The sequence below is a fragment of the Ligilactobacillus equi DSM 15833 = JCM 10991 genome (assembly GCF_001435735.1).
Lineage (GTDB): Bacteria > Bacillota > Bacilli > Lactobacillales > Lactobacillaceae > Ligilactobacillus > Ligilactobacillus equi.
On record NZ_AZFH01000162.1, the window covers coordinates 1 to 11574 of the forward strand.

Sequence of the window (11574 nt, forward strand, 5' to 3'; positions counted from 1 at the left end):
TATTATAACTGATTCAGGACCTCATTTTAACTTGTACATTTTTTATTCTAACAGCACCTTGCTTTTTTTGAAATAACTAACGGAACGGATGTAAGGTAAGATTTTGGGATATTTTCTTTATACATTCGTTCTAGAATATCATCAACCAGGAATCCGATATTAAATAGTGGATTTTCTTTGAGTTTTTTTATTAGGTTAGGGATAATTTCTGTCGAAACATTATCATACCACCATTTATTGATGAGGGGATCAATGTTTTCTTGCCTAAATGTTGAGGGTATGCCATTTCTGTCTAATTCAAATAGGATACCACAGACATTAACTTCAAATGATTTAATTAAATTATCCCCTAACATCAACCAAATAATATCAAACATTTCTTCAAAATCAATGACAGTCAATTCATTGATAGTACTGGTTCTAAAACTTCTAGCGAGGTTATAACTTTTTTCACCAACAGTAATGTCGATGTCATCTTTCTTGTGAAAAGTATCCATTTCAGTTTCATCAGAAGCCAAAAAATTTTTTCTTTGAATATTGAAATTTGCGAATGTCTTGGAAAGTCTAAGACAGCTGGATTGTATTGAAATTAAGTTATCGTCCGAAAAAGAATACATTCTTTTATCTACAGTTTCTAAATCTCTAAATAAAATAGAGCTGAAGCAGTGGTAAAACATATTTTCAACAAACTTGGCAATATCTCCAAAAATAATTTCTTTATAGTCCGAGTCGGTTTGAGTATTCAAATAAAGCAATATTGAAGCGGTAACTTGTCACTTTCCCTTTTCAACTTGGCTAACTTGACCTACATTACCTAGGTCACTTTGCTTTAAATTATACTTTTTTCTTAAACACTTGATACGAGTAGGTATTTCTTGTGAGTAATTTTTATCAAAAAATTTCATAGATAAGCCCCCTATAAACATGGAAAAGCAGAAAAAATAGTTGTTATCCTAGTTGATTAAAAAAATCTCTGATTTCCTCATCTTTTATAAAATAATATATAATTTTCCCCTCTCTTCTAGTACCCAAAATGTTTTGATTGGCTAGTTTACGAAGATGGTGGGAGGCAGATGCCGTACTGAGTTTTAGTAAACAGGCTATATCGCAGACACAGAGTTCTTCAACAGCAAGGAGATAAAAGATGATATTTATCTGTTTATTATCGGTAAACTTTGATAAAATGCGAAGTGATTTTTGGACTTTTTCCTTTTCAAGGTAGTTCGTTGCGGTTGTAATATTTTGTTGATTTATAACATTCACTTGGCAGATACTATTTTTTTTCAAAATATTTTCTCCTAACCTAACACAGTCCATAGCATATCAAAACTGTTGTTTTCAATCAGGATATATATCCCCAATCCTAAATAAACAACGGCAATAAACCATCTGCTATATTTTTCTAAAGTTTCTCCAACAGAAGGGACTTGTGCCAATTTTTGGGCAGAAAAAACCAAGAGATAAATCATGACTAGAAAGGTAAGTAAAGCCACTATCAAATTCGCTAAATTTAAGGTAGTAAAATATGGGACAAAGACACCAATATTGTCAGCACCACAACTTGCAAAAGTAATCATAGCGACTAGAAAAATCAGGTTTTTATTATCTTTGCTCAACCCTTCTTTGGCAATAGCTTCTCCATCAGAATCTCCTAAAAGCAAAACTTTGAAGCCTAGGAAAATTGGAATCAAACCGAGCAAACCTAAAATCTCTTTACTAGGAATATAATCTAAGACAAATGCAAAAAGCAAACTTAGCAATATTAGACTAACAGAGCCTAGAAATTGTCCTAAATAGATGTTAATGATGTCTTTTCTGCTTTTTCTTTTGGTAAAAAATAACATTAGGATAATAAGTAAGTCTACGGCTGTCCCAGAATACAGGATTATTGAAGTAACAACATTTTGAATCATAAAACACCTCATTCAAATATATTTTTGAATATATTTTAATATTGAACTTTGTAGATGTCAACTTCAGCTCCACCAAAATATAAATAAGAAGTTAGTGTACCAAATATTAAAAAGCCCTGCCATCGAAATGATAGCAGGGCTTAACTTCAATATCCAAATGATATATTCATCTAAAAAAGGTAGAGTAAAAGGTAGAGTTCTTATTGATTTATATTGCAATGTAAGGAACTTCAAAAATTCAAAAATCGCTTAAAATAAATATTTTGACGTCTAATGACGTGTAGTGAACCCCTTGCTTAACCTCAGGTAGTGCTACATGCTTGATTTGGCTTGTCCATTAGCAATGGTCAAGAACGGGATGCAACGTTTGAAAGACGGCGTTGAAAAGTATTCTAAGTAAGGAAAGAAGCCCTGGGAAAAAACTTCCAAGGCTTCTTTAGTTTGCATTAAGCTGTGCTTTTAAATCTTCTAGAAATTTGGTACATAAGTTAGACATTACTGAATTCTTTTTCCAAATCAAGGTCATTGGATCCCAAATTTTAGGTGAAAGTGGTCTTGTTACAAAGTTAGGGTCTTTAAAGACAAATAAGTCTTTATAGCCAATCAAAACAGAATTAGTTTCATGAGCAAGAAGTGAAGAGTTATATAGTAAGTTAGATTTAGCGATGATTTGTAATTTATCAGCATCGTTACCCAGTTCAGTTTTAAATTTTTGCAAAAAATCACTTTGTTTGCTCATAACAATAGGGTAGTTAACTAAATCGTGTAAGGTGATTTCTTCCTTTTGGGCTAAAGGCAGACTTTGGTTAAAGTAGGCGACGAATTGATTTTTTTCAGGTAAAACTAGACTTTCAAAATTGCTAAGATCTCGATTTCCCATAATAATACCGAAATCATAGATGCCGTTGTCGATTTTTTCCTCGATTTGATCACTGTTTGCATCATCAATGTCAATTTGAGCATCAGGATATTTAATAGCAATTTCGCCCAACAACTTCATTACCTTATTTAATTGTGAGCTTTCACCAGCACCAATCCTCAAAACACCGGAAATAATTTTGTCTTTTTGCAAAGACTTTTTTGTCGCATCAGTTAAATTCAAAATATCCTGAGCACGATCACGTAAAAAATAACCTTCTTGCGTCAAAGAAACTTTGCGATGCTCGCGAACGAAGAGATTAACACCTAATTCATTTTCTAAATCTTTGATTTGCTTTGATAAAGCTGGTTGTGAAACATGCATTTTATCAGCAGCCTTAGTAAAATTACGTTCGTCACATACAGCTAAAAAGTATCTGAGTAATCTAAGTTCCATATTCATACCATAACCTTTGTTGTTAATGTATTTCACATCAATGAATTATAACCTATTCTACACCTTTAAGTGAAGTTAACAGTCTTGTTTATTTTAGAAAAGCAATAAAAAACGCTTCCCATATATTTATATACGAGAAACGTTTTTTGAAATTTTCAGATTATGTCACTTTTTAAGCGTTGTATTAATCTTCCTTTTTACTTTTGCCGAAGCCGAAAAGTCCGCAAAGTGTAGCTAATGCGAGAGCTAATACACCTAAGGATGTTGTTGATGCTTGCTTTTCACCAGTTTGTGGTAAACTTGCTTGATGCTTAGCAGCAACAACTTTAGTAGCAACTTTTTGAGTTTGTGGCGCAGAAGTTACTTTTCCTTCAGTTTGTACCTCTGATTTATTATCTACTTCCGCTTTAGCATCTGTATTTGTAAGTTCTTGCTTTTGGACATCGACATTATTTTCTGAGGTAGTGTGTACTTCTGGGTCAGGAGTAACGGTTAAGTTTAAGACTAAGTTACCGTACTTATTGAATAAGCGGTATTGACCAGGAGTTAAGTCGGTGCCAGTAACGGCTTGTAAGTCTCCTTTGGCATCTTTGAGTTGGCTAGCTTCAGTTGCGTAGTCTAAAAGCGTTGTGGCAGCTTGCTTTTGCGTAACCACCTTAGTATCAGTTGTAGCTTGGGCTTGGTAGTGGACGTAGAATTTCTTTTCTACGGTGTTACCAACGACGTCAGTCACTTTCAAAGTGTAGACGTGAGTGGTTTCGTTTTGACCATCTGCACGCAAGTCAAAGGAGTGATTAAATTTGTGGGCAGGGTAAGGGTTAGTAACCGTAGTGCCGTCCGTGTGCGCTTCTGCCACAAAGTTAACACCAGAATTGTGGAATTCGCGGTATTCATTGTTACCATTAACGAAGAAGCGGTAACCATCAACGTTGTCATTGGCTGTTCCTGCTAAGGTAAAGTTAGGGTTGTTAGTGTAGATTTGGTAATTACCATCCGCATCTAATTGGTAACTTTGTGCATCTGCAAGGTCTAAACTTGGTAAGGCAGTGTCTAAGATAAGTTCCATAGTCCCGCGTGTCTGACCGGCAGCTGTTGTATAGATGTAGGCGATTGGCCGTTGGGCAGTTGGAGCAACGTGGAAACTGAAGGTGAAGCTACCATCTGCTTGTAAAGCAACTTGGTTAGCTGGATCCGATTCATTTGAACTGTCACCTAGGATTGTCAAAGCGGTAACTTCAGGAGTAACTTTTCCTGTGACGGTAAAGACCTGGTTTTCAGGGTCATAAACGCCATCAGTAATGGCTTTAGTTCCAACCCAGTTGTAGTCGTTATCTGTCAAGTAATCAAAGTTAATTTCCGTGTTAGCAGGAGCTTTAGTTGTTAAATCAGTAACAGCGTGTCCTGGTAAGGTATCTGGGTTACCTAAAGTATCGGAGTCAGCTTTTTCTTGGACAAGGTCGGTTCCTAATTGACTAGCCTTTGTGAAAGCGGGTCCTGGGGCAGGGTAACTAGCATTAGCCATTACCCCAAGGTAGACTCCAGATGAAGGAGTTGTTTGTACGTCGTTGAAGTTTGGTCCGGTAACTTCTGTCCAACCAACTAAGACGGTGCGACGGGCGTCATGAATGTGGAAAGTGGCTAAGCCATCTTTTACTTCAGCTTCGTAAAGTTCACCTGAGAAGTAGTCTTGAGCGTAGGCTTTGACATTATCCCCGACGGTTACCGCTGCTTGGACAACGACGTCATCAGGGTTATTACCGATTACAGTATTTAACATTAGCCCAAAACTGTGCGGTTCCGTATTGGCTACTTGCCATGCAAAGGCAGCTTTAGGTGTTGAAGTCTTAAGAGTAGTTAAGACTTTTTGGCCAGCTTGGTCAGCTGTTAAAACGACTTGCTCTACATTAGTGGCGACTGGGAGTGCAAAGGTACCATCAGTTGCGACTTGAACTAGGGCACCTTTGTAGTAGAAGTCTTGGTTAGCAGAACCACGTAAAGTGTAAGTCTTATTAGTTGCGTTGTAGTCTGGAGAAGTTTGGTCAAAGGCCAGTCCGTTAGTTGCGTTCCAAAGGTTGACGCTATTAGTATTAACATCTGGGGAAACCAAAACTAAGGTTTGGCTAGTACCATTATCTGCTACATCGGTAACGGCAACGGAAAGAGCATTCTTAGCAGTTGTAAAAGCGGCTAAAGTTGCAGCATTTAAGACTGCTTGGAAATGACCGGCAGTCTTACCGTCATTTGTGAAGTGAGAGTCACCGTCCTTTAGTTTATAACCAAAAGCTTGGTTGTTAACTTTTACAATTGCGTAGGAGTAATCTGTGAAGCCAGCGCCTTGGTCTTGGTAATCGAAACTTAAAGTATGGGTAGTTTCGTCGTAAGCAAGGTTAGAAATTACCGGAGCGGTCGTATCAATAACAACAGGATAGTCGGCGCTTTGGACTTGCTTATCACCTTCGTTATAGAGGGTAGCGATGTAACGGTAAGTGTATTGACCATCAGGGGCAGTTTCCATTTGGCCAGTTTGGTCATTGTAAAGCTTACCATCCCAATCTAAGGTATCACGATTGTTACGCATTGAAACGGATAAGGTGATATCTTGATTATTGCCACTGTTGTAGAAGGATTTATCTAAACCTTGTTCATCAGCAACTGTCCGCACCACTTTACCATTGGCATCGAGAATTTGAATCTTGAGGTCTTTAAGATTTTGTTTGATAAAGGCGTATGGTTTAAGAATATCACTCGCACCGTTATTATTTGGTGAGAACGCAACCTTACCGTCTTGGTAAAGCTTGGCAACTTGTTGCCAGTTGTATTTACCGTCTAAGTTAACCAAAGCTTTTAGAGATTCTTGGTCAGCTACACCGCGAGGGAAGTTATTTTCGTTGACGAAGTAATTGCCTCCAAAAATAGTACCGTCTTGGTTAGCAGCTTTATCAAAGACGTCTTCAGTAGTCATGTCACCAAAATAAGCTAAGTAAGGTACGACTAATTGGGCTTGCCCATTTTGGTTAGTAAAGCGAAGCCAACCTTCAACTAATTGATTCTTTTTGAGACCCGTTAAGTTTAAGCTGTAAGTGAAGTTTGCGCTTTGCCCGGCCTTAACGGTAACGGTTTGTGGTCCATTAACGTGAGCGCCGGCAAGATATTCATCATAGAAGATACCGGATTTTTCATCACGTTTTTCAGTTAAGCCACCTCCAAAGTCATCAAAGGTATAAGTTTGATCTTGGTTAGAGAGGTTGGTGAAAGTTAGGGTGAAATTGGTCGATTCACCAACTTGTTTGAGTGAAAGAGAGCTAGTCCCATCGGCCGCAGTGATGTAAACTGGTGAGGCCGTAGCAGCGCCGACATCAATTTGTCCAGCCCCTTGACGCCGTGGTGAAACAGGCGTAGTGTATTTCACTTGTGTCATTGGGCGGGCCGTGTTCATTAAGAGGGCTTTGGTAGCTTGAACTAAGGCAAAACCAGTTAAGTCGGTAGCAGCCTTTAAGCGTTGCATAACCAGAGCAGCCGCACCGGCATTGAAAGGACCGGCCATAGAAGTCCCACTCATGGTGTTGTAGCCGTTGTCGTTACCGGTAGAAACTACGCTAACACCGGGAGCAGAGAGGTCAGGTTTCAAAGTGAAGTCTGGCAAGGCTCCCCAAGAAGAAAAGCTGGCCATGTCACTAGCGTCCCCAAGATCAGAGTTTTCCGCCGCAACGGTCAATGCATTAACAGAAGCCCCTGGATTAGCAACAGTACTTGATGAAAATGGTGAGAAGTTACCAGCAGGGCCACCTGGTCTATAAGGTAGGTCATCACCAGCTACACTGGCGCCATTCCCACTGTTAGAGGCAGAAATAGAAACAAAGACACCATGTTCAGTAGCATATTGGACGGCTTTTTGTTCGACATCGTTTAAGTTGTTGGCAGCCACCCCTTGACCCAAGGACATTTGGATAACGTTGGCACCGAGTTTAACAGCATCGTAAATTGCTTGAGCGATGTCGTCAGTGTTTTCATCGGCAAATTGGCCGTTGAAAACCCGCATCATCATCAATTGGGCTTCAGGTGCGACCCCAACAGCGTACTTGTCAGTGCCATTTGCTTGACCATTAGCTCCGATAATTCCTGAAACGTGTTGTCCGTGTTGGGAAGCATCGGGACCGTCGTCTTTAATCCAATCATTACTCCGACTTGCGTAGTTATAGACGAAGGGGAATTTTTCCGAAGCATAAGTCCCATAACCTAACTTGTTGATTTGAGCTTGGGCTTCTTCTTTAGAAATAGCAGGGTCTTTAGGAGCTTGAGCGAAGTCCTTGTGGTTGGTATCGGCTCCGGAGTCAATCACGGAGACGACCATCCCTTGGCCTTGATAACCTTGATCCCAAGCAGCTTGGACGTTACCCTTGACGTGGTCTTTTTCTGTTGTTGCTGGTGTTACGTCAGCAGAGGTAGCAACGTTTTCTGTTTGATTTGCAGTAGCAGTTTGAGTATTGGTTTGTACTTGGTTAGTTGTTTGTTCAGTATCAGCATTTTGGCTATTGGTAGTGACTTGATTATTAGTGGTTTGGGTCACTGTAACTTCATCGACGCTATCAGCTTGTGCTTGGGAAGCGGGGGCTGTAGCCAAGAGTACTAAGCCAGAAGTTGTAATGGCCGCCACTAACCAGCGGGATTTAGCCTTATAAAGCTTATAGTGGCGTTTTTCTTCAGTACAATAATTCTTTTTCATAAACTTCAACTCCTTGGAAAAGATAAATTTATTCTAATTTATAATTAATTTTTTTGCAAGGTTTAATTATAAAAAATTAAAATAAAACTAGGGAAATAAAAGAATAAATTTAATAATCCGAAAGAAAATCTTGTATTTACAAGGGATTTACGACTGGGTTTTTAGAGAAAAAGATTGATATATAGGCTAGATTTAAAAGTGATAATATAATCTTTTTATAATTATAAGGTGGGAAGTTTAGGGAAAACTTTCAACTTTTGAGCAAATTTTAGCCTTTTTGAGCGCTAAAATGTTACACTGAAAAAGTAAACGTTTTAGTAAGGAGGGACTTTCGTGCAAATTTATGTTGACGCCGATGCCTGTCCGGTAGTTGGAATTGTCGAATATTTAGCGCGGGAAAATAATATAGATTGTACACTTTTATGTGATACTAATCATGTGATTACATCAGATTATAGTAAAGTCGAAGTGATTTCACCAGGACCGGATGCGGTGGATTTTGCCCTCATTAATCGTTGCCAAAAGGGAGATATTGTCGTAACTCAAGATTATGGGGTGGCGGCTTTAGCGCTATCGAAAGGAGCCCAGGCGATTCATCAAAGTGGGATGTTATACACCAATGATAATATTGATTCTTTATTGATGAGTCGCTACCAAGCCCAGAGAACCCGACGCGCACATTCTAAAACCCATTTACGAGGACCAGCTGTTCGTAGTGAAGCTGATGATTTAAAATTTTATCTAACTTTTGAAAAACTGCTGCAGGAAAATTAGGAAAGGAAATAGACAGATGACTAAAAGAGCACTACTGGTAATTGACTATACTAATGATTTCGTGGCAAGTGATGGTGCCTTAACCTGTGGGAAACCCGGGCAAGACATTCAAGCTGCGATTTTAAAACGGATGGAAGAATTTAATCAGGCAGGAGATTATGTTATTTTCCCCACGGACACACATTTTTTAAATGACAAATTTCATCCTGAAACTAAGCTTTTCCCCGCCCATAATATTGCGGGCACCCCAGGTCATGACCTTTATGACCAAGTTGGGGTATGGTTTAAAAATCACCAAAGCCAAGAAAATGTTTGGCAGTATGATAAAAATCGTTATTCAGCTTTTGTTAACACCAATTTAGATAATTTCTTACGCGAACGCGGAGTGACGGAAGTTTGGTTAACAGGGGTTTGTACCGATATTTGTGTCTTACATACAGCGGTCGACGCTTACAACCATAATTACCAAATTACAGTACCAAGTGATTGTGTGGCAACTTTTACTGAATATGGTCAAGCGTGGGGCTTACAACACTTTGAGAATTCTTTGGGAGCCACGATTTTGTAATAGAAGAATCAATGGTAAGTTATGTTAACTAAATAAGAAAAAATTTTGCTACTAGCGGAATCTAAGCCAGGTCAAAAAGGTCGCTTTCCAAAACATGGAAGGCGACCTTTTTAATGATGATCAATGGCACCATTTAATTTATGACGACTTGGTAAATAAATTAAAAACATGATTGGTAAAAGAATAAGCATTACCGGATAGAAATTAGCAGGGGAGAGTTGAGCATCGATAAAACCACCTAAAATAGGTCCCATAGCCATCCCAATATCTAAACCAAGATAAAAAGTTGAACTGGCTAACCCCTGTTCTCCCATTGGTGCCAAGAGTAGGGCAGTAGATTGTAGAACGGAATAGATAACACCGTAACCTATGGCCATGCCCGTAGCGCCAAGCGCCATTTGGAAATTATTTTTCATAACAGTAAGCATCAAAAGGTAAAAAGCTGTTGCGATAACACTAATGTAAAACCAGTATCGAAAGCGTACGGTGTCAAAATATTCTTTAAGTGCAATTCGGATAATTAAAAGTACAACGGCGTAAATTAAGAAATAGGAACCTACCGCAACATGCAGATTTCTTTCTTCAGTATAAACGACTAAGTTAGATTGGGTAGCAAAGTATGGTAAAGCAAACAGTGTGATTAAAAATGCTACTGGTAACGCGTCTTTTTGAATTAACTTAAATTTTTTCTTTTGACGTGTTTGAGACTTTGCTTGGGGAACTGCATGATCGCTAACAAATAGGACCATCAACATCATTGCGACTGCAGCTCCACACCCAATAAGAATGGTGTGTTTATAACCAATCCGAGTGTAAAGGTTAATTGAAACAGCAGGTCCAACTGCCATGGCAAGGGCATTCATCAAGCCGTAAAATCCCATAGCTTGCCCCACATGGGCGCGGGGAACTAGAGTTGCTAACCAGGTAGTCATACAAACAGTACATAGAACAAAACCAGTTCCATTTAGGAGGCGGAATAAGAGCAATAGCTGGCTATTGGGGGTTAAAACATACCCGGCAATACCAATAAAAATAAAGATACCTCCAATTAAAGATAGGGCGTATTTAGAAAAACGGTCGGTTAGATTTCCCGCAATTGGTCGTAAAAACATCGAAGTTAAACTCATCATACCGACAATCATGCCTGCGAAGCTCTCTGTTGCGCCTAGACTTTGAGCATAACCATTAATAATAGTATTAATGAACATATTACTGAACATAAAGAAGAAAGAAGCAGCCATCACTAAAATGACATCTTTGGTGTAAAGGCGCTCTTTATCAGGTTTTTTGGTCAAGTTAGAACACTTCCTAATTTTTTATAATTGTAGTTCATTATATGCCTGATAAAGTTTGATGTCTAGGAATTTTGAAAATAAAAATATTTTTATTTACAGTTGGATTAAGAAGGGCTATGATAGTTATCTGTACAAGTAATATGAAAAGAAACGAGAAGAGCGTATGGAAAAGATTAAAGGAATTTTATTGACGTTATTAGGGGGGATTTGCTGGGGAATTTCCGGGACAACGGCGCAGTTTTTATTTGATAATTTGCATGTTGATACACAGTGGTTAACACCAGTACGGTTATTTTATTCAGGAGTGATTTTATTAATTTATTGTTTCTGGCATTATAAAACAGCTATTCTGACACCGCTCAAGCCCGGAAAAGACTTGGTAGTATTACTAATTTATGGTATTGGCGGTGTGGCGTTTAGTCAATATCTGTATTTTTTGTGTATTGCGCTGTCTACGGCTGGGGTGGGGGCAGTTTTGATGAATGTAGCACCAATTCCGGTTTTAATTGGTTCTTGTTTAGTTGCGAAACGTTGGCCATATTTATATGAAATTTTGGCAATTGTTATCGGAATTGCTGGAGTCTTCTTAATTGTAACCCACGGCAACTTTTCCAATTTTGCAGTTTCACCAGCAGCTTTATTAGCAGGGGTGGGAAGCGCGATGTGTGTAGCAATCTATAACCTTTTAGGTGGTCATTTGACTAACAAATACCCAGTATCACTAGTTCAAGGCTGGTCATTTTTATTGGGAGGTATCTTGATGTTTGGCATTTTCCAAGCCTGGGAAATATCTTACCATTTAAACTGGTCCTTGTTTTTGGGGTTGCTAGTGGTAATCTTAATTGGTAATATTGCCGCCTTCAATGCTTTTATGTCTGGTTTGGCAATCATCGGTCCGGCGAAAGGTATTTTATACGGTTTTAGTGAAGCAGTGGCAGCTTCTATCATCGGTTGGCTTTTCTTAGGTACTCATTTTACTGGCTGGG

General features: G+C 38.7%; 9 protein-coding genes and 1 pseudogene. 4 read left to right on the plus strand and 6 right to left on the minus strand.

Annotation, left to right across the window (positions count from 1 at the left end; genetic code table 11):
- Positions 1-56: 56 nt before the first annotated feature.
- The 3 genes and pseudogenes from FC36_RS11670 to FC36_RS08780 form a co-directional block, all read right to left on the minus strand.
- Positions 57-905, minus strand: a pseudogene (locus FC36_RS11670) (helix-turn-helix domain-containing protein); the annotation flags it as partial.
- 43 nt (positions 906-948) lie between these two features.
- A complete protein-coding gene (gene cadX / locus FC36_RS08775; protein ID WP_056986850.1) occupies positions 949-1287 on the minus strand; it encodes a Cd(II)/Zn(II)-sensing metalloregulatory transcriptional regulator CadX in 339 nt (112 codons plus the stop codon).
- Between the two features lie 11 nt (positions 1288-1298).
- Complete coding sequence (locus tag FC36_RS08780) at positions 1299-1913, minus strand: CadD family cadmium resistance transporter (RefSeq protein ID WP_025021239.1); 615 nt, start codon at positions 1911-1913, stop codon at positions 1299-1301.
- Between the two features lie 28 nt (positions 1914-1941).
- Between FC36_RS08780 and FC36_RS12510 the strand changes: the two genes are divergently transcribed.
- The gene (locus tag FC36_RS12510; protein ID WP_081781987.1) at positions 1942-2166 is read left to right on the plus strand and encodes a FanG protein; all 225 of its coding nucleotides are present in this window, start codon (positions 1942-1944) and stop codon (positions 2164-2166) included.
- 183 nt (positions 2167-2349) lie between these two features.
- Here FC36_RS12510 and FC36_RS08785 read toward each other — a convergent pair whose 3' ends face one another.
- Positions 2350-3234 (minus strand): LysR family transcriptional regulator, encoded by an 885-nt coding sequence (locus FC36_RS08785; RefSeq protein WP_081781988.1) that lies wholly within the window; start codon positions 3232-3234, stop codon positions 2350-2352.
- Between the two features lie 178 nt (positions 3235-3412).
- A complete protein-coding gene (locus tag FC36_RS08790; protein ID WP_056986851.1) occupies positions 3413-7951 on the minus strand; it encodes a S8 family serine peptidase in 4539 nt (1512 codons plus the stop codon).
- 333 nt (positions 7952-8284) lie between these two features.
- Between FC36_RS08790 and FC36_RS08795 the strand changes: the two genes are divergently transcribed.
- A complete protein-coding gene (locus FC36_RS08795) occupies positions 8285-8725 on the plus strand; it encodes a YaiI/YqxD family protein (protein WP_023860238.1) in 441 nt (146 codons plus the stop codon).
- 16 nt (positions 8726-8741) lie between these two features.
- Complete coding sequence (locus FC36_RS08800; RefSeq protein ID WP_025021241.1) at positions 8742-9293, plus strand: cysteine hydrolase family protein; 552 nt, start codon at positions 8742-8744, stop codon at positions 9291-9293.
- 110 nt (positions 9294-9403) lie between these two features.
- Here FC36_RS08800 and FC36_RS08805 read toward each other — a convergent pair whose 3' ends face one another.
- Positions 9404-10588, minus strand: a complete 1185-nt coding sequence (locus FC36_RS08805) for an MFS transporter (RefSeq protein WP_268872450.1) — start codon at positions 10586-10588, stop codon at positions 9404-9406.
- A 163-nt stretch (positions 10589-10751) separates the two neighbouring features.
- Here FC36_RS08805 and FC36_RS08810 point away from each other — a divergent pair.
- On the plus strand, positions 10752-11574 hold an 823-nt coding region (locus FC36_RS08810; protein ID WP_056986852.1), incomplete at its 3' end, for a DMT family transporter.